At 71.7% G+C, this 19,510-nt stretch carries 12 protein-coding genes and 2 pseudogenes; 5 read left to right on the forward strand and 9 right to left on the reverse strand.

From position 1 onward, the window contains the following. Nucleotides 1–370: 370 nt before the first annotated feature. Nucleotides 371–3,406, reverse strand: coding sequence for an SCO1167/SCO6262 family helicase (locus tag AAC944_RS10225; protein WP_078888756.1), 3,036 nt, complete (start codon nt 3,404–3,406; stop codon nt 371–373). A gap of 591 nt (nt 3,407–3,997) precedes the next feature. On the opposite strand from AAC944_RS10225, the gene AAC944_RS10230 reads away from it, so the two are divergent. Together AAC944_RS10230 and AAC944_RS10235 are read left to right on the forward strand one after the other, a co-directional pair. Further along, nucleotides 3,998–5,482, forward strand: a complete 1,485-nt coding sequence (locus tag AAC944_RS10230; RefSeq protein WP_051872066.1) for a UvrD-helicase domain-containing protein — start codon at nt 3,998–4,000, stop codon at nt 5,480–5,482. 240 nt (nt 5,483–5,722) lie between these two features. Continuing rightward, on the forward strand, nt 5,723–6,025 hold the full coding sequence (locus tag AAC944_RS10235; RefSeq protein ID WP_037772788.1) for a DUF6343 family protein: 303 nt from the start codon (nt 5,723–5,725) through the stop codon (nt 6,023–6,025). A gap of 154 nt (nt 6,026–6,179) precedes the next feature. On the opposite strand, the gene AAC944_RS10240 is transcribed toward AAC944_RS10235, so the two are convergent. The 4 genes from AAC944_RS10240 to AAC944_RS10255 all read right to left on the reverse strand — a co-directional run bounded on the left by AAC944_RS10240 (nt 6,180) and on the right by AAC944_RS10255 (nt 9,043). Then, on the reverse strand, nt 6,180–6,563 hold the full coding sequence (locus AAC944_RS10240; RefSeq protein ID WP_030624656.1) for a tetratricopeptide repeat protein: 384 nt from the start codon (nt 6,561–6,563) through the stop codon (nt 6,180–6,182). Between the two features lie 483 nt (nt 6,564–7,046). Beyond that, nucleotides 7,047–7,418, reverse strand: coding sequence for a cupin domain-containing protein (locus tag AAC944_RS10245; RefSeq protein WP_030624658.1), 372 nt, complete (start codon nt 7,416–7,418; stop codon nt 7,047–7,049). A gap of 22 nt (nt 7,419–7,440) precedes the next feature. Then, complete coding sequence (gene coaE / locus AAC944_RS10250; protein WP_030624661.1) at nt 7,441–8,031, reverse strand: dephospho-CoA kinase; 591 nt, start codon at nt 8,029–8,031, stop codon at nt 7,441–7,443. Nucleotides 8,032–8,089: 58 nt separating this feature from the next. Further along, on the reverse strand, nt 8,090–9,043 hold the full coding sequence (locus AAC944_RS10255) for a PAC2 family protein (RefSeq protein ID WP_030624664.1): 954 nt from the start codon (nt 9,041–9,043) through the stop codon (nt 8,090–8,092). A 426-nt stretch (nt 9,044–9,469) separates the two neighbouring features. Here AAC944_RS10255 and AAC944_RS10260 point away from each other — a divergent pair, with 426 nt between their 5' ends. After that, nucleotides 9,470–10,513 carry a right-handed parallel beta-helix repeat-containing protein gene (locus AAC944_RS10260; RefSeq protein ID WP_030624666.1) on the forward strand — a complete coding sequence of 348 codons (1,044 nt, stop codon included), beginning with the start codon at nt 9,470–9,472 and terminating at the stop codon, nt 10,511–10,513. Between the two features lie 159 nt (nt 10,514–10,672). On the opposite strand, the gene rpsA is transcribed toward AAC944_RS10260, so the two are convergent. Then, nucleotides 10,673–12,184: a 30S ribosomal protein S1 gene (gene rpsA, locus AAC944_RS10265; RefSeq protein WP_030624669.1), complete on the reverse strand. Its 1,512-nt coding sequence runs from the start codon at nt 12,182–12,184 to the stop codon at nt 10,673–10,675. 431 nt (nt 12,185–12,615) lie between these two features. Here rpsA and AAC944_RS10270 point away from each other — a divergent pair, with 431 nt between their 5' ends. Next, nucleotides 12,616–13,506 carry a class I SAM-dependent methyltransferase gene (locus AAC944_RS10270; protein ID WP_368397102.1) on the forward strand — a complete coding sequence of 297 codons (891 nt, stop codon included), beginning with the start codon at nt 12,616–12,618 and terminating at the stop codon, nt 13,504–13,506. A 108-nt stretch (nt 13,507–13,614) separates the two neighbouring features. Further along, entirely contained in the window at nt 13,615–16,323 is a 2,709-nt protein-coding gene (locus AAC944_RS10275) for an ATP-dependent RNA helicase (protein WP_030624675.1), read from the forward strand. A 117-nt stretch (nt 16,324–16,440) separates the two neighbouring features. Here AAC944_RS10275 and pgfA read toward each other — a convergent pair. From pgfA to AAC944_RS10290, 3 genes and pseudogenes are all read right to left on the reverse strand, one after another. Beyond that, a pseudogene (gene pgfA / locus AAC944_RS10280) lies at nt 16,441–17,127 on the reverse strand (cell envelope lipid trafficking protein PgfA); the annotation flags it as partial. A gap of 153 nt (nt 17,128–17,280) precedes the next feature. After that, nucleotides 17,281–17,478: pseudogene (locus AAC944_RS10285) on the reverse strand (hypothetical protein); the annotation flags it as partial. Between the two features lie 57 nt (nt 17,479–17,535). Beyond that, the gene (locus tag AAC944_RS10290) at nt 17,536–19,380 is read right to left on the reverse strand and encodes a lytic transglycosylase domain-containing protein (RefSeq protein ID WP_030624679.1); all 1,845 of its coding nucleotides are present in this window, start codon (nt 19,378–19,380) and stop codon (nt 17,536–17,538) included. Between the last annotated feature and the right edge of the window lie 130 nt (nt 19,381–19,510).

Below are 19,510 nucleotides of genomic sequence, written 5' to 3' on the forward strand. Positions count from 1 at the left end.
GCGTTCGCCAGCCTCTGCCCCGTACGTCGCACTGCTCGTCGCGCACGCTCTGCGGCCTCGCTCCGCCGCCCCGCACCGGGTTCCCGGCCGGCCGCGCGCTCCTCGGCCACATCGGCTCGCTCCGTACGCGCCTCCGTACCCTCGCCCGCACTGCGCCCTGTGCCTTCCTCCTCCGTACCGTCAGCGCCCTCGGGCGCGCCCTCGGCCTCCCGGGCACGGCTCGCCTCCACTGCGGCCTCACGTGCCCGCGCCATGGCCCGTCCGCGCTCCAGTTCCCGACGGACCCTCTCCAGCCCGTCGCCCATCGCCGCCGGCTCCTGCTCCTCGTCGTGCCGGCCGCGCTGCTCCTGTCCATCGTGTGCGTGGCCGGTCATGCCGCCCTCCTCAGCGTGACCAGGTCGGCGAGCTCCGCGTCGGTGAGTTCGGTCAGGGCCGCTTCGCCGCCGGTGAGCACGGCCTCGGCCAAGGAACGCTTCGCGGTGAGCAGTTCGGCGATGCGGTCCTCCACCGTCCCCTCCGTGACCAGCCGGTGCACCTGGACGGGCTGCGTCTGTCCGATGCGGTAGGCCCGGTCCGTCGCCTGCTCCTCGACGGCCGGATTCCACCAGCGGTCGTAATGGATCACATGCCCGGCCCGGGTGAGGTTCAGCCCCGTGCCCGCCGCCTTCAACGACAGCAGGAACACCGGCACTTCCCCTGCCTGGAAGCGGTCGACCATCGCCTCCCGCTGGGCGACGGGTGTCCCCCCGTGCAGCAACTGGGTGGGGATGCCGCGCGCGCCGAGGTGCTCTTCGAGAAGGCGCGCCATCTCCACGTACTGCGTGAAGATCAGCGTCGCGCCGTCCTCCGCGAGGATCGTGTCCAGCAGTTCGTCGAGCAGTTCGAGCTTTCCGGAGCGCGCGGTGAGACCGGGCGCGGCCTCCTTGAGGTACTGCGCGGGGTGGTTGCAGATCTGCTTGAGCTCGGTGAGCAGCTTCATCACCAGGCCGCGCCGCGCCATGCCGTCAGCCGCCTCGATACGGGCGAGCGTCTCGCGCACGGCCGCTTCGTACAGCGCCACCTGCTCCCGGCCGAGCGGCACCGGATGGTCGGTCTCCGTCTTCGGCGGCAGTTCGGGGGCGATGCCGGGGTCGGACTTCTTCCGGCGGAGGATGAAGGGCCGGACGAGCCGGGCGAGGCGCTCCGCTGCACCGGGCACCTCCCCGCCTTCGATGTCGCGCGCGTGCAGTGCCCGGAAGGTCTTGAGCGGCCCGAGCAGTCCGGGGGTCGTCCAGTCGAGCAGGGCCCACAGCTCGGAGAGGTTGTTCTCCACGGGCGTGCCGGTGAGCGCCACCCGGGCGGGTGCCTTGATCGTGCGCAGCGCCTTGGCCGTGGACGACTGCGGATTCTTCACGTGCTGCGCCTCGTCGGCGACGACCAGCCCCCAGGAACACTCGGCCAGCCTCTTGGCGCTGCTGCGCATGGTGCCGTACGTGGTGAGGACGAAGCCGCCCTTCTGCAGGTCCTCCAGAGTGCGGCCGGTGCCGTGGAAGCGCCGTACGTGCACGCCGGGGGCGAACCGCTCGATCTCCCGCTGCCAGTTCCCGAGCAACGAGGCCGGGCAGACCACGAGGGTGGGGTCGGGACGGTCCCGATGGAGGTGCAGGGCGATGGTGGTGACGGTCTTGCCCAGGCCCATGTCGTCGGCGAGGCAGCCACCGAGCCCAAGTGCGGTCATGCGGTCCAGCCAGGCCAGACCGCGCAGCTGGTAGTCGCGGAGGGTGGCCTGCAGCGCGGCGGGCTTCTCCAGGGGCGCGGCATCGGAGGTGAGGCGCGTACGGAGGGCGGCGAGCGCTCCGAGCGGTACGACCTCGACGCTCTCCCCGTCGACCTCGGTCTCCCCGGCGAGCGTCACGGCGAGCGCTTCGGTGGGGTCGAGGTACCCCAGCTCCCGTTTCCGGGCCTTGCGTACGAGTGCGGGGTCCACCAGTACCCACTGGTCACGCAGCCGTACGAGGGGCCGGTGCGCCTCGGCGAGCACGCTCATCTCCGCGTCACTCAAGGGGGAGCCGCCGAGCGCCAACTGCCATTCGAAACGCAGCAGCCGTTCGGCATCGAAGAACCCGAACCCGTCGGCCGCCGACCCCGGCGCGGGCCGCAGGACAGCGCTCGCGGTCAGCCCCCGCGCCAGCTCCTTGGGCCAGTGGACGGCGACACCCGCTGCCTTCAGGCGCGGCGCCGCGTCACCCAGCAGTTCGTACAGCTCTTCCTCGTCCAGTGACAGCACATCGGGGACAGGCCGGTCCAGGAGCCGGCCCAGCGGCGGCCAGACCCGGGCCGCCCGGCGGAGTGCGAGCAGCGTGTCCACCTGGGCGCGCGGCCCGAAACCGTCGGGCGCCTCCCCGTCCCACAGCTGCCGCGCATCCGCGACCAGCGTCGGATCGGTGAGATGGCTGACCTGGAGCACCGCCGCCGCGGCCCCGGCCCTGCCGCTCTCCCCGTGGGCGTTCGTCCCGCTCTCCGCTTCCCTCTCCGCGTCCGTCCCGTCGTCAGCATCCGTGGCGCCATCAGCGCCCGTGGGCCCGTCCGCCTCCTTGGACCCGTCCGCGTCCGTGGTCCCCTCGTCCGTCTCTTTCTCCGCGTCCACCGAGAGGTCGAACAGTTCGTGCGCGGCCAGGTCCAGCCGCAGCGAGATCCGCACCCCGCTGTCCACGCCCACGGCGACCTCCGCCGCCCAGTCCCGCGCGCCGGGCAACCGCTGCGGCTCCGCTGCGGCGAACGGCGCGCCCGCCACATGTGCTGCTGCCGGCGTGCGCGGCAGGGCGTCGACGACGGCGTCGATGAAGGCGCGGACCAGTGCGTTCGGCGCATGCAGCTGAAGGGGCTTACTGCCGGGTACCGGGACGGCGTAAGCCTCCGCGGGCATGGCGGCAGCGATCGCCCGCAGCTGGGCGGCATCCTCGGCATCCAGCGGACCGGCGCGCCAGGCATCCAGATCCCCGGCGGTGAGCCCCGGAAGCATGCGACCGCGCGCCACGAGGTGCAGCGCCTGCCAAGCGGCCGCTCCCCAGCAAGCGGTGGCCGGGTGCGCCGCCCGGTCGTGCCGGGCCTGCACCAGCAACGGCAAGGCGTCGGCGACGGACATCCGCAGCGCGGGAACCGTACGGCTGCGGACGGAGTTGCCGTGCCGCCGCACGACCTTCAGCTCCGTGGCTTCCACCGCTCCGACGGCCTCGGGCAACGGCAAGCCGTCCGGACTCCAGAAAGCGATCGTCCCGGCCCGCGGCAGCTCGTCCGGCAGGAACACCGCTGCATGCCGAGCGACTGCCGCCGTCCCCACGGGCCGGCTCGCCAGGGCGCCGAGGAACGGACCTGACGGCGCGGCGCCGGTGGACCGGAACTCCCCGGCCTCATCCCCCGCGCTCATCTCCCACCGTCTCGCCATGCCGTTCCGTTCATGTCGTGCTCCGACTCGTGAGTCTACGGTCGCCCTCATCCGGCCCCCCTTCCCGTCCGCCGGACGATCACAGCGGCAATGCCGCGACCGAGCGTGAGATTCATGGAAACAGACGGCACTGACATCGCCCGCCGAGCGGCCCGGCCGGACAGTTATCCACAGGCATAACCGCTGGTCAAAGAATAATCGCCCGCAGCTTCTCGCGATCCGCTAATGTTCGACCGTCAGTAACTCTCCGTAGTTCACAGAACGCGGCGGGGAAGCATCCACGGCTCTGCCGAGCCCCCGCCGATCACGTTCGCCACTCGTCACCCCGGCACTCGGTACTTGCTGCCTGCTGCCTGCTGCCTGCTGCTCAGCGCTCGCCCCTCATGGACTTCCTCGGGAGGTATTTCCGTGTCCGACCAGCCCTGCTCCCTCACAGCCCCGTCCTCCGTCCTCGCTGCCTCAGCCAGGCCCAGGACGGAGCCCCGCACACCGCGGAACCGAAGCCGCCCACCCGACACACATCCCTCCCACGGCCCGAACCGGCCTACTCACCACTCCCCCACCACGGAGCAGCTGGCCGCCGCCGACGCCTTTCACGCGGGCAGCCATCTCGTGATCCAGGCCGGAGCCGGCACAGGCAAGACGACAACACTGACCATGCTGGCCCGCAGCACCCGCCGTCCCGGCCGCTACCTCGCCTTCAACAAGGCCATCGCCCAGGACGCGGCCCGGCGCTTCCCCGCAAACGTGACATGCAATACGCCGCACTCTTTGGCATACGCGGCCGTCGGCCACCGATTTCGCCGACGGATGAGCGCACCTCGCCAGGCAGCCTGGCGGACGGGGGCCGCCCTGGGCATCGACGCGGGCTTCCGGCTCCGCATCGGCACACGGACAGTGACCGGCAGAGCGCTCTCGTACACCGTCCTGGGCACCGTCACCAGTTTCTGTCGCTCCGCCGATCCAGCGCTGACCGCTGCCCACGTCCCTCGCCTGCGCGGTGCCGAATCGGACGTGCTGCACGACCAGCTCGCCCAGGCCGCCCTCCCATACGCCCGCAAGGCGTGGGCCGATCTCCAGAACCCCGACCGCGGCACCGTCCGCTTCGAGCACGATCACTACCTCAAGATGTGGGCACTGAGCGCCCCGGTCATCGAGACCGACGTCCTGCTCCTGGACGAGGCCCAGGACACCAACCCCGTGATCGAGCAGGTCTTCAGTGCCCAGCGCGCCCACGCGCAGCTCGTGCTCGTCGGTGACTCCGCACAGGCCATCTACGGCTGGCGGGGCGCACGCGATGTGATGACCGGCTTCCGCGGCAGACAGCTCACGCTCTCCCGCTCGTTCCGGTTCGGGCCCGCGCTCGCGGCAGAAGCGAACCGCTGGCTGGCGATCGTCGACGCCCCTGTCCGACTGACCGGCTCGCCGCTGCTCGACACCGAACTGGGCCCGGTCCCCCGTCCTGATGCCGTGCTCTGCCGCTCCAACGCCGGAGCGATGGCAGAGGTCATAAGACTGCTGTCGGACGGACGCAGAGTCGCACTGGCAGGCGGCGGTGAGTCGCTGACGGCGCTGGCCCGGGCTGCGCACGAACTCCAGAGCGGCAACCGCACGACCCACCCTGAGCTAATGCTGTTCGAGTCCTGGGAAGAGCTGCGGGAGTACGCCACCGCCGATCCGTCGGGGCGGGATCTGCTGCCACTCGTCGAACTGCTCGACGAGCACAGCGCGGAGAACGTCCTCCGTGCGCTGCGCTGCCTGTCGAGTGAGGAGACAGCCGAGATCACGGTGTCCACCGCCCATCGCGCGAAGGGCCGCGAGTGGCCGAGCGTGCGTATCGCTGCGGATTTCACGGAGCCGGACGAGCTGGAGGAGACCGGCGAGGACGGCGAACCACTCCCCGGCCCCGTCGACCTCTCCGAAGCACGGCTGGCGTACGTGGCGGTCACCCGGGCACGGAAGCGGCTCGACCTCGGCGGACTGGCCTGGATCAACAGCCACCCGGCCGGCGACGCCAGGATCATCGCCGACCACCTTCGACCACACAACGGACAGTAGCGGCCTGCCCGCGAGGCACCCCTTTTCGCCCTCCCTCGCCCTTCTTCAGTTGTCCACAGGTTCAGTTGTCCACAGGCTGAGCCGAAGGCGTGACGGACAGACCGGCCCGGAGGATCCTTGAGGAGAGGAAGAGAACGGAGGAGGAGTAATCCCAGATCAGCGAGCCTGAGCGGTCAGGAGCCGGCGCGGTGACGAGCCAAGGCTGCCGATGGACCGAGGCAGGGTGAGTGGTGAGTACAGATGCGTACGGGCAGTGAGCCCACAGAGGCAAGGAGTCCACTGAGGACGCGTCGGGCGCTGGCCCTGTGGGGGCTGGTGTGGGCCGCGGCCGGAGCCGTCCTCTTCGCAATGGCCGATCGTCCTGGCTGGGCTGCCGGATGCGCGGTGGTCGCAGCGGTGGCCGCCACGGACCTTGCGATCGTATGCCGGCACATACGTCAGGGTCCGCACTATCAGCCGGGCAAGGACGTACCACCGTACGAACCGGACCGCGGCCGGAACGTCGGGGGCGGCCGGAACGTCGGACGCGGCCACGACCGGTGAGACGCGAATCGGCAGTCAACCCGGCAGCGAACCGGCAGCTGACAAATGACGAACCGGCAAGAGGGGGAGGGGGCGGGGGCGGGGGGGCGGCCCCCGGGGAGGCGAGGCAAGGTACCCGCGCTTACCCCGCCCAGCACCACCCCCCACCCCGCCCTCACTCCCCCAAGTCGCCCGGTGCCAGTGGGAACCGTGCTGCTTCGATGAAGTCCGGGCGGGGGTCCAGTGCCGCGGCCAGGCGGAAGTGACGCATCGCCTCGTCCGGACGGGCGGCGCGCTGGAGGGTGCGGCCCAGGGCGAAGTGAGCGAAGGCGTTGTCGGGCTCGCGTTCCAGTACGACCTGGAATTCCGTTTCAGCAGACCGCAGTTGGGCGGCCAGGAAGAAGGCGCGGGCCCGGAGCAGCCGGGCCGCGGTGTTCTCCGGGTGGGCGGCGATGACCGGGTCCAGTAGCTGCACCGCGCCCCTCGGGTCGCGCGCGGCCAGCAGTTGTTCGGCTGCGCGGAAGTCGATGACATGCGTCTCGGGGGTGCGCTCGGTCACGGCCGTCTCCTCTCCGACACGTACGGGTAACTCACCTCATACGTACGGGCAGCCCGCCTCGTGCCGACGACTGCCCCGTTCAGGCGGCTCGCCGCCTGTAGGCAGCACACTGCGCCGACCGCCCGGTCGCTACGTCGATCCCAACAAGCCCGGTCGCCACAGCATTCCCGACTCCCGTAGGCCATGTTTCCGGCCCCCGCATCGCCGACTCCCGTAGGCCATGTTTCCGGCCCCCATATCGCCGACTCCCGATGGCCGGGTTTTCCGGCTTCCGTATCCCCGACTCCCGACGGTTGGGTTTTCCGACTCCCGCATGCCCCGGCTTCCACCCGCCCCCCGGCCCGGCGCCCTCGCGCCGACCCCGCCCCCACCCCCCGGGCCCGCCTCGGCGTCCTCATCCCAGCACTGGTCCCGGCACCGGCACCCCCAGCTCCCGCTCCCCGGCCCGGCGCCCTCGTCCGGTCTTCGGCCTACCAGCCACCCCTACGAACTGATGTGGTAAGCCTTCCGAAGCGTCTCGTGCACCGTCCACCGGGTCCGGTCGCCCTCGCGCAGAAAGCATGCGTCGCCAGGGCCCACCTCGAGGACCGAACCGCCCTCGACCTCGATGGTGGCGCGGCCGGACACGACCACGAAGAGTTCGTTGGCCTCGACATCCGTGACGACGCCCGGCGTGATCTGCCAGATGCCGCGGATCTGCTTGCCGTCCGGAGACTCCCAGTACACCTTGCCGGTGACGACCGGGTCGCCGGAGACGATCTGGTCCGGTTCCAGCGGCTCGGGCTCCAGTTCGGCGTCCGGGACGCCAGGTATGTTGACGACGAACGAGCCGGGGTCAAGATCGGTAGCAGTCATGGCGGGAGGTTACCGCCTGGTTTCAGCGGGCCTGCAGTCGTTCCCAGACCTCACGTACTTGCGGCTCCAGGGCTTCGAGCGGGCCGTCGTTGTCGATCACGAGGTCCGCGATCGCGAGGCGCTGCTCCCGGTCGGCCTGGGCGCTCATCCGGGCCTTCGCCTCGTCCTCGGTCATGCCGCGCAGTGCCACCAGGCGGCGCAGCTGCGTCTCAGGGGCGGCGTCGACCACGACGATCACGTCGTACAGAGGCGCGAGGCCGTTCTCGGTCAGCAGGGGCACGTCATGGACGACGACCGCGTCTTCACCGGCCGCGGCTTCCAGTTCGGCGGAGCGGGTCCCGACGAGGGGGTGCACGATGGCGTTGAGCGCCTTGAGCTTGTCGGGGTCGGCGAAGACTAGGGCACCCAGTGCGGGCCGGTCCAGGGTGCCGTCCGGGGTCAGTACGTCCGTACCGAAGGCTTCGACGACGGCGGCGAGGCCGGGTGTGCCCGGCTCGACGACCTCTCGTGCGATCTTGTCCGCGTCCACGATCACCGCGCCGTACGACGCGAGCAGCCGTGACACCTCGCTCTTCCCCGCACCGATGCCGCCCGTGAGGCCCACCTTCACCATGCGTTCCACGCTATACGGCGGCCTGGTCCCCGCACAGAGCCGGGTCGGCCCGCGGGGCTCAGGCGCTCCCCTCTCCCAGGTCGCGCTCGCGGTCGGCCAGGAAGCGTTCCAGTTCACGGCCGATCTCTTCGGCGGAGGGGAGCTCGGCCGGTTCGGCCACGAGGTTGCCGCGGGTCTCGGCTCCGGCCACCGCGTCGTACTGGTGCTCAAGCCCGCTGACCAGCGCGACCAGTTCCTCGTCGCCTTCCGAGATCTGCCGTTCGATCTCTTCCTGGGTGCGCAGCGCTTCGGTACGCAGCGTGTGCGCGGCGCCCGGGAGGACCAGTCCGGTCGCGGCGGTGACCGCTTCCAGCGCGGTGAGCGCGGCGTCGGGGTAGGCGGAGCGTGCGATGTAGTGCGGTACGTGCGCGGCGACGCCCAGTACGTCGTGTCCGGCTTCCGCGAGCCGGTATTCGATCAGTGCCTCGACGCTGCCGGGGACCTGCGCCTGTTCGAAGAGGTCGCGGTGGCCCGGGGTCAGGTCGGTGCGGTTGCCGTGCGGGGTGATGCCGACGGGGCGGGTGTGCGGTACGCCCATGGGGATGCCGTGGAAGCTGACCGAGAGGCGTACGTTCAGCCGCTCGACCATCTCGCGTACCGCTGCCGTGAAGCGTTCCCACTCCACGTCCGGCTCGGGCCCGGAGAGCAGCAGGAAAGGCGCGCCGGTGGCGTCGCGGATCAGGCGCAGTTCGATGCTGGGCGTCTCGTAGGAGGTCCAGCGGCCGCGGTCGAAGGTGAGCATCGGGCGGCGGGCGCGGTAGTCCACGAGACGGTCGTGGTCGAAGCGGGCGACGACCTGGTGCGGCAGTCCGTCCAGAAGGGTTTCGACGATCTGGTCGCCGGTCTCGCCGGCGTCGATGTAGCCGTCGAGGTGGTACAGCAGCACCAGCCCGGCGGAGTCGCGGGAGGCGATCGCGTCGACCGCCGCGAGCCCGCTCGGCTCCCATTCGTACAAACCCTGGGGATCCAACACAGTGACCGCTCCTCCTCGATGTCCGCCCCGCACAACGCGGTGCGGGGCGCGGGCATTCCCGGCCCGCGCCCCGTCATCCGCGCTTGCGGGCGGTGAAGGCCCGGAAAAGTTCTCGTCAGTTGACCGGACGGTGATGAACGTCCCTCACCTGACCGGTAATTACCGATGACGGCCCCGTCTTCCGGCGCAGAAACCCGCCGGGTGGGCTGCGGGGCCGCCACGGTGGGCACTCGGTCGTCGGGGAAGGCGTCCCGATGGGTTGACGGTCGTCACATCCGCCTCTACGTTCACGACAGCTCAGGGCATTCACGTAGGCACTCAGCGTTCACGTACACGTTCAGCTGACGCATCGGCCAGCTCAGTGCAGCACCTCAGCCTCAGCACATCGCTCCGTCTTCCCTCCCCCACTCACAGGAAGGCTCCAGGATGCGCACCCCCCGACCTCTCCTGGCACTTCATGCCCGTCCGCTGCTCTGCCTGCCGGTCGCCGCTGCGGTCGCGGCAGGGACGCTGTTCGCCGTCTCCGCCACCGCGGACGCCACCCCGGCGCGCACCCCCGCGTCCGCGCCCATGCCGGCGGCCGGACACGCGCGCGCCGTCATCGACGTCTCCACGGCCGCCCAGCTCAAGGACGCACTGGGCGCCGCTCGCCCCGGGGACACGATTCAGCTCGCGGACGGTACGTACCAGGGCAACTTCAAGGCCTCCGTCGCCGGCAGCGCCTCGTCGCGCATCACCCTGACCGGCTCCTCGAAGGCGGTACTGACCGCGAGCGGGGGCTACGGGCTCCACCTGGACGGCGCGTCGTACTGGACGGTCAAAGGGATCACCGTCACCGGCGGGCAGAAAGGAATCATGACGGACGCCGCCCGTGGCGTCGTCCTGGACTCCGTCACCGTGCACGGCCTCGACATGGAGGGCGTCCACTTCCGCCACTCCAGCAGGGACGGTGTGATCAGGAATTCCCGGATCTACGACACCGGCAGGGACGGCCGGGGCATGGGCGAGGGCGTGTACGTGGGCGGGGCGGGTGATCTCGGCGACAACAGCGACAACGTCGAGATCCGCGGCAACACGATCGGGCCCGGTGTCGGCGGCGAGAACATCGACATCAAGGAAGGCACGACGGGCGCGAAGATCATCGGCAACACGTTCGACGGAAGCGGACTCACCGGCGCCCATTACGACGACTCGTGGGTCGACGTGAAGGGCAACGACGTCGTGGTCGAGAACAACACTGGTACGCACACGACCAACAACGGCTACGAGACGCACACTCAGCAGTCGGGATGGGGCTGCGGAACGGTCTTCCGTGGCAATAAATCCGACCTGAGCGGTGCTTCGGGGTCCGGCCGCTACGGGTTCAACGTCACCAACTACGACGCGGCGGACTGCCCGGTCACGATCACCGGCGACAACACGGTCACGAACGGCCGCGGAATCGCCAATCCGGGCGTACCCGTGGGCTGACCCCTCGCGCCCGCCTTCGTGCCGGGACAACAGCTGCCAGCCACAGCCGCAACCGCGCAACCGCAACCGTCGCAAAAGACCCCTACACACAGCCCGAAGGCCCGCCCCCAAGGGGGCGGGCCTTCGTCGCTATCGGCTAGCGCCTAGCGGTGAGCTTGGTCAGCTCTGGCCGCCGGCGAGCTTCTCGCGGAGCGCGGCCAGCGCCTCGTCCGACGCCAGGGCGCCGGAGTTGTCCGCCGACTCCGAGCTGTACGAGCCGCCGGAGACGTTGCCGCCGCCGCCCTGGCCACCGGCCGCCGGCGCCGCAGCGCCCTCGGCCGCAGCCTGCTCGTCGGCCTCGCGGGACTTGATGACCTGCGCCTGGTGCTGCTCGAAGCGCTGCTGGGCCTCGGCGTACTGGTTCTCCCAGGCCTCGCGCTGGGCCTCGTAGCCCTCCAGCCAGTCGTTGGTCTCCGGGTCGAAGCCCTCGGGGTAGATGTAGTTGCCCTGGTCGTCGTAGGACGCGGCCATGCCGTACAGGGTCGGGTCGAACTCGACCGCCGTCGGGTCGGCACCGAAGGACTCGTTGGCCTGCTTCAGCGAGAGGCTGATGCGGCGGCGCTCGAGGTCGATGTCGATGACCTTGACGAAGATCTCGTCGTTGACCTGGACGACCTGCTCCGGGATCTCCACGTGGCGCTCGGCCAGCTCGGAGATGTGGACCAGACCCTCGATGCCCTCGTCGACGCGGACGAACGCACCGAACGGAACGAGCTTGGTGACCTTACCCGGGACGACCTGGCCGATCTGGTGGGTCCGGGCGAACTGCTGCCACGGGTCTTCCTGGGTCGCCTTGAGCGACAGGGACACGCGCTCGCGGTCCATGTCGACGTCCAGGACCTCGACCGTGACCTCCTGGCCGACCTCGACGACCTCGGACGGGTGGTCGATGTGCTTCCAGGACAGCTCGGAGACGTGAACCAGACCGTCGACGCCACCCAGGTCCACGAAGGCACCGAAGTTGACGATGGAGGAGACGACGCCGGAGCGCACCTGGCCCTTCTGGAGGGTGGTGAGGAAGGTCTGGCGGACCTCGCTCTGGGTCTGCTCCAGCCAGGCACGGCGGGACAGGACCACGTTGTTGCGGTTCTTGTCCAGCTCGATGATCTTGGCCTCGAGCTCCTTGCCCACGTAGGGCTGCAGGTCGCGGACGCGGCGCATCTCGACCAGGGAGGCGGGGAGGAAGCCGCGGAGGCCGATGTCGAGGATGAGACCACCCTTGACGACCTCGATGACGGTACCGGTGACGATCCCGTCCTCTTCCTTGATCTTCTCGATGGTGCCCCAGGCACGCTCGTACTGGGCGCGCTTCTTCGAGAGGATCAGGCGGCCTTCCTTGTCCTCCTTCTGGAGAACCAGGGCCTCGATCTCGTCACCAACCGCGACGACCTCGTTCGGGTCGACGTCGTGCTTGATGGAGAGCTCGCGGCTCGGGATGACGCCTTCGGTCTTGTAACCGATGTCGAGCAGGACCTCGTCCCGGTCGACCTTCACGATGACGCCGTCGACGATGTCGCCGTCGTTGAAGTACTTGATCGTCTCGTCGATCGCGGCGAGGAAGGCTTCCTCGTTACCGATGTCGTTGACCGCTACCTGCGGGGTGGTGGCGGTGGTCTCGGTGCTGCTCGTCATGTGGGAAAGGGCTCCGGTACGGACATTGAAGTCGTAGGTACTGCTACGCCGAGAGCCTTTATCGCTTCTGCAGAAGTCGGACAGCCATGAGGCGCGCCCTCCGGAACTCCGGAGAATCCGGTCAGCGCCTCGAAACCGAGGGGACATGCAACAGATGCGAGCGCGACCTGCTCCGTCTGAGGTGCGCAGGCCCGCAGCGCAACTTGTAGCATACGGGGGCAGCCGGACACGGTCAATGCGCGAAGGCGCACACCGCGGGCGGATCGCCCCATAACCGGCACACGCCGGGCACGAGAGAGCCGCACAGCCTTGCCGTCGCAGGCCACAAGGGCCCGACCAAGATCCACCGCGGGGCTGTGACCAGCTAGGACCAGCAGCCACGCGAACCTCAGAAACTACAAGCTCCGACGAAGAATACGACGACGGGCGCGATGAACCAACACGACGACTCCGCAGCCACCGGCACAGGGGCCGACACCGGCTCCGAAACCTGGGACGACGACTCCGTGGCCGCACGGCGCAGCGCCGGGGACGCGGAGAGCAGCCGGGCCAGCCGTGGCTGGTGGGACCGGAACGCCGACGAGTACCAGAGCGAGCACGGCGCGTTCCTGGGGGACGACCGCTTCGTATGGGGGCCGGAGGGGCTGGACGAGGCCGACGCCGGACTGCTGGGGCCGGTGGCCGACCTGAAGGGCCGGCGCGTCCTGGAGATCGGTGCGGGCGCGGCGCAGTGTGCGCGCTGGCTGGCGGCGCAGGGCGCGCATCCGGTGGCGCTGGACCTCTCGCACCGGCAGCTGCAGCACGCCCTTCGGATCGGCGCCGACATCCAGGCGCGGGGGGCCGAGGGCCCGGGGGTGGCGCTGGTGGAGGCGGACGCCGGGGTGCTGCCGTTCGCGGACGGCAGTTTCGATCTGGCGTGCTCGGCGTACGGTGCGGTGCCTTTCGTCGCCGATCCGGTACGGGTCTTCCGTGAGGTGCACCGGGTGCTGCGGCCGGGCGGCCGCTGGGTCTTCTCGGTGACGCATCCGATCCGCTGGGCCTTCCCCGACGAGCCCGGCCCCGAGGGCCTGTCGGTCGCGGCGTCCTACTTCGACCGCGTGCCCTACGTGGAGCAGGACGAGCGGGGCGAGGCAGTGTACGTGGAGCACCACCGCACCCTGGGGGACCGCGTGCGTGACGTGGTGGCCGCGGGCTTCCGGCTGGAGGATCTGGTGGAGCCGGAGTGGCCCGCGTGGAACACGCAGGAGTGGGGCGGCTGGTCGCCGCTACGGGGCGGGCTGATCCCCGGTACGGCGATCTTCGTGTGCCGCCGGGACCCGTAGACGGCGCCCCTGTCGCCGCCCGGTGGCCGAGCGGCGCCCCGGGGTGCTGCGGTGCGTACGCCGGTGTCCCTTACGAGGCGGCCGGTGCGCCCACGAGAGACTGGGCGGGTGATCCGCCGCGATGAACTCGACGCTCTGCCCGTACGGTCCGCGCTGCCCGCGCTCCAGGAGGCGCTGGAGGGCGCCGGGACGGCTGTCCTGTGCGCGCCTCCGGGCACCGGCAAGACGACTCTCGTACCGCTGGCGCTGGCAGGGCTGACGGAGGACGGTGCGCCCGTACGGAAGGTGATCGTCGCGGAGCCGCGGCGGATCGCGGCGCGTGCGGCGGCCCGGCGGATGGCGTGGTTGCTCGGGGAGCGCGTGGGTGAGCGTGTGGGATTCACCGTGCGCGGGGAGCGCGCGGTGGGGGCGCGCACCGTCGTGGAGGTGGTGACGACGGGCGTGCTGCTCCAGCGGCTCCAGCGTGATCAGGAACTCCCCGGCGTGGAGACCGTTGTACTGGACGAGTGCCACGAGCGGCATCTGGACGCGGACACGACGGCGGCGTTCCTGCTGGATGTGCGGGAGGCGCTGCGTCCGGAACTGCGCCTGGTGGCGGCGTCGGCGACGACGGACGCGGAGGGCTGGTCGCGGCTGCTGGGGGACGCGCCGGTGGTGGCGGCGCAGGGGGTGTCGCATCCGGTGGAGACGGTGTGGGCGCCGCCGGAGCGGCCGGTGCGTCCGGCGCACGGGATGCGGGTGGATCCGGCGTTGCTGTCGCATGTGGCGTCGGTCGTGCGGCGGGCGCTGCGTGAGCGCGAGGGGGATGTGCTGTGTTTCCTGCCGGGTGTAGGGGAGATCGCCCGGGTGGCGGGACAGCTGGCGGATCAGGGGGCTGCCGGGGTCGAGGTGCTGCAGGTGCACGGCCGGGCGCCGGCGGCGGTGCAGGACGCGGTGCTGGCCGGTGCGGGCGACCGGCGGCGGGTGGTGCTGGCGACGTCCGTGGCGGAGTCGAGCCTGACGGTTCCCGGGGTGCGGGTGGTGGTCGACTGCGGCCTGGCGCGGGAGCCGCGGATGGATCACGCGCGGGGGCTGAGTGCGCTGACGACGGTACGGGCCTCGCAGGCGGCGGCGCGGCAGCGGGCCGGCCGTGCGGGGCGTGAGGCCCCGGGGGTGGTCTACCGCTGCTGGTCGGAGGGCGAGGACGGCCGGCTGCCGCGCTTCCCCTCCCCCGAGATCAAGATCGCTGACCTGACGGCGTTCGCGCTGCAGGCCGCGTGCTGGGGTGATCCGGACGCCTCGGGCCTGGCGCTGCTGGACGCGCCGCCGGGCGGGGCGATGGCGGCGGCGCGGGACGTCCTGGGGGCGGTGGGCGCGGTGGACGCGGCCGGGCGGGCGACGGAGCGGGGCGTACGGATGGCCCGGCTCGGTCTGCATCCGCGGCTGGCGCGTGCCCTGCTGGACGGCGCGGCGCAGGTCGGTGCGCGGCGGGCGGCGGAGGTCGTGGCGTTGCTGAGCGAGGAGCCGCCGCGTGAGTACGGCGACGATCTCGCCGACGCCTGGCGTACCGCCCGCCGGGGCCGGGACGCGTACGCCGGGCGGTGGCGGCAGGAGGCCCGTCGGCTGGCCTCTGCCTTGCCCGGCGGCGCGGGCACGGCGGGCGGGCCGGAGGGGGCCGCGCCCGCCACGGTCGGCGGCGGCGCGCAGCACAGCGGCGCGTCGCCGCACGGCGGTGACGCGGCCGCCCCGGTCGACGGCACGTCCGCCACCGCCACTGCCACCGCCGGCAGCGCGTCGGCCTCCGGTGGCGGCGGGTCCGCTTCCCGGTCGGCCGCCGCGTCGGCACATGGCGAGAGCGACGACGTCGTGGCCGGGATCGTGGCGGCGCTGGCCTTCCCCGAGCGGGTGGCCCGCCGGCGCGGCGAGGGCGTGTACGTGATGGCGTCGGGAACGGGTGCGGAGGTCGGCGGCGGGTCGCGGCTGCGGAGTGCCGAGTGGCTGGCGGTGGCGGTGGCGGACCGGCCGGTGACGGCGGCGTCCGCGCGGGTGCGGCTGGCGGCCGTGATCGACGAGGAGACGGCGCGGTCGGCGGCGGGGGCGCTGTACGCCGAGGCCGAGGAGGTCGGCTGGGCGGACGGGGACGTGGTCGCGCGGAGCGTGGCGCGGCTCGGCGCAATCGAGCTGGTGGTGCGGCCGTTGCGGGACGCGGATCCGGCGCTCGTACGCGAGGCGCTGGTGGACGGCCTGCGCAGGGAGGGGCTCGGGCTGCTGCGCTGGTCGGACGGCGCGCGCTCGCTCCGGGAACGGATGGCGTTCCTGCACCGGGAGCTGGGCGCTCCGTGGGCGGACGTCGGGGACGAGGCGCTGCTGGTGCGCCGGGACGAGTGGCTGGAGCCGGAGCTGGGCCGGGCGCGGCGGCGGGCGGATCTGGCGCGGATCGACGCGGGCCAGGCGCTGTCGCGGCTGCTGCCGTGGGCGAGCGGTGAGTCGGCGCGCTTCGACGAACTCGCGCCGGAGCGCATCGAGGTGCCGAGCGGCTCGCGGATCCGGGTGGACTACGCCGGTGACCAGCCGGTGCTGGCGGTGAAGCTGCAGGAGATGTTCGGGCTGCGGGAGTCGCCGCGGGTGGCGGGCGGCCGGGTACCGGTGCTGGTCCATCTGCTGTCGCCCGCCGGGCGTCCCGCTGCCGTCACCGCCGACCTCGCCTCCTTCTGGCGCGACGGCTACCGCTCCGTACGGGCGGAGCTGCGCGGCCGGTATCCGAAGCATCCGTGGCCCGAGGACCCGGCCACGGCCGAGCCGACACGCCATACGACGGCCCGGATGCGACGGGGCTGACTGCGGTGCGGCGGGGCTGACTACGGTGCGGCGGGGCTGACCGCGCGCCGGGCACGCACGGACCGCGCCTCTCGGGTCCTGTCGCCGTTCAGGGAGCCGTCGTCGGCTCGTGGGCCGGGCGTGGACCGGGCGCGGTCGCCGTCCGGCCCGTGCCCCGCCCGGGCGCCGGCCGCGGGCCTCCAGGTACAGGCTCAGGGCCGGCAGGACGGCGCCCGCGTCGAGGAAGGCCCACGGCAGGTCCGTGGTGAGCAGCAGGATCAGTGTGCGCTGGGAGGAGACCAGGTCGACCGTGGCGTCGAGGCAGTCGGGGCGCATCTTCACGTGTCCGGCGAAGGCGGTGACCTTGCCGCCGCCGGGCAGCAGGTCGCCGCCGCGCAGTTCCTCCTTGTGGAGCTCTTCGCCGTTGACGGGCGCGCCGGTGACCGGGTCGACCCAGAACATCCGCTTGGTGGTGTACCAGCGGGCGGTGCCCATCTTTTCGACGGCTTCCAGGGTGACGCCCTTGACCGGCATCTTCTTGGGGAGCGGGGCCTTGGTCCAGGGGTTGGTCTGTTCGAAGTAGTAGACGTCCAGGCCGCGGAAGCGGCGGGTGCCCTTGTAGTGGATGGGTGCCGAGATGTGGGTCTGGGCGTCGAAGTAGGTGTAGTCGCGCTTCTCGATGAGGAAAGGCCACTTGTACTCGATGCCGTCGCGGCGGACCGGCTCGCCGTCGACGGATTCACCCTCGGCGTGTACGGGTTCCTGGGTGTGCGCGTCGAAGATGCAGCGCTCGGGGACCTCGGAGACCATCTTGCCGTCGGGTCCGGCCCTACGGCGCATGGCGGCGGCCTCCCTCAGGGTGCGTCGGTGACGTGGTCGGCGGTCCCTCAGGGGTGCTCCGGGACGGTGGTCAGCAGCAGTTCGGGGGACGTGCGTCCTTCGGGACGCGCCGACGGCCGTGACAGCGAGGACCAGGGCGAGGGCGGCGGCCAGTCCGATGGCGGCTGCTGTGAGGGCACGCATGCTCGGCCTCCCGTTCGACTGCGGTGATTCTCCACCGACCTGACGACGCGTCAGCGGCCCGGGCCGGTGCACCGTAGCAACGGGCGGCAGAGATGAGAACACCTTGCGCCGACGAGGACGCCGGACCCGGCACGAAGACGCGAGGACCGGCATACGGAAGGGGCGCGACGGCTTCCCGTCGCGCCCCTTCGCTGCTTACCGGTGCGGGGGTCAGCCCACCTTCAGGTCCACCAGGAGCACGGCCCCGCCGGCCGTGGTGAGCCGGAGCTTGTACGTCCCGGGGTGGTCGTCGGTGAAGATCTCGGGCAGCTTCAGCAGGCCGTCGGCATCGGTCTTCAGGCCGGCGAGAGTGCGCAGCGGCGCCCCCTTGGCGTCCTTGAAGTACGGGCCTTCGGTGCTCTGTTCCGCCTTCGCGGGGTCCGCCGCGTCTCCGGCGATCACCGTCGCGGTGACGGCCACGCCTGCCGCGGCCTTGCCCTGGTAGGTCGCCTTCACCTCGACGGCGTCGGCGTAGGAGGCTTCGGCCGCTGCCTGCAGCTGCTTGTCGGAGGTGCGGGCGAGGGCGTCGGCCTGCGGCCTGGCCTTGACGGTGACGGTGAAGTCGGTGGCCGGTACGGCGCGGCCCACGGCCGTCGCGCGGACGGTGTACGTCCCGGCCTTCTCGCCGGCGGTCAGGGCGGGCGCGGTGGCGATGCCTTCCTTGTCGGTGGTGACGGTGACCTTGGCGGCGCCGCCCTCGAAGCGGGTGTCGCCGTCGCCGCGTATCTCGTACTGCACCTTCACGCCGGAGACCGTGCGGTCCGCGGTGTTCTCCGCGCGGACCTGGAGCGGGTCGGCGAACGTCTCGCCGGCGGTCGCGCTCCGCTCCTTGGCACCGAGGCGTTCCAGGGAGGCGAGCGGTGCGGGCGGGGTGGGCGCGGGGGGCTTCGTGGGCGTCTCGTTGTTGCCGCCCGGCGTCGTGCCGGGGGACGAGCCGTCGTCCGTGCCGCTGCCGGGCTCGGAGCCCGGGGAGGAGCCGCCGGTGCCTGGCTCGGGACTGGGGCCGGGCTTCGTACCGCCGTCGGAGCCGGATCCGCCGCCGGACTGCGCGTCTTCGCCGTCCTTTCCGGAGTCGGTGTCCTTCCCCGGGGTGGTGCCCTTCCCGGCGCTCTCCCGGTCCTTGGTCCTGTCCGCTGCGTCGCCGGTCTTCCGGTTGCCGGAGCCGCTGCCGGAACCACCGTTCCCACCGCCCGAGTCGTTCGTGCGCGGCCCGGTCGGCAGGACGCCGGCGCCGTCGGGCACCTCGTGCGTGCCCTTGCGGTAGAACTCGTACCAGGACAGCACCGTGCGCAGGTATTCCTCGGAGTGGTTGTAGCCGAGGATCGCGCGGTTCAGGTCTGCCGGTACCGACAGGTCGCGGTCGGCGGCGCAGAGGTAACGGCCGGCCGAGAGGGCCGCGTCGTAGATGTTGTCGGGGTCGCTCGCGCCGTCGCCGTTGGCGTCCGTGCCCCACACCGCCCAGGTGGACGGGATGAACTGCATCGGGCCGACCGCACGGTCGTGCGTGGTGTCGTTGTCGAAACGGCCGCCGTCGGTGTCGGTGATCCGGGCGAAGCCGTTGCCGTTGAGCTGGGGGCCGAGGATGGGTTGCAGGGTCGTGCCGTTCGCGTCGACCGCGCCGCCGCGGGCCTGCCCGGACTCGACCTTGCCGATCGCGGCGAGCAGCTGCCAGGGCAGCTTGCAGCCGGGGTGGGTCTGCGCGAGGGAGGCCTCGGCCTGCTTGTACGCGGCGAGCACGGTCGCCGGTATGCCGGACTCCATGGGGCCGGTGGCTAGGGGGCCGTCCCCGCCCTTCCCCTTGCCGGGCGGCTGCGGACTGCCGAGCGGGGGCAGGTCGGTGAAGTACGAGGAGCCGCCGTCGATCGGGGTGTCGCCCCGAGGGGCGTCCCGGGAACTGCTGCCCGCGGCCTCGGCGGCGTCCGGCGCCTGGGAGGCGGTGAGCGCGGCGAGGGCCAGCGCCGCCACCACACTGGAGGCCGCTCCTCTGCGGAGCCGTCGGCCGAACTTGGCTGCCATACGTCCTACTCCCCCTCCGCGTTGACCCACCGCGCTGGATGCACGGTGTCGCGCTCTCGGCGCTCCAACGCACGCGACACTACGACAACTCCCCCCGCGCAGCTACCGTTCCCGGCTGGCCGTCACCGTC

The sequence above is a fragment of the Streptomyces sclerotialus genome, assembly GCF_040907265.1.
GTDB classification, from domain to species: domain Bacteria; phylum Actinomycetota; class Actinomycetes; order Streptomycetales; family Streptomycetaceae; genus Streptomyces; species Streptomyces sclerotialus.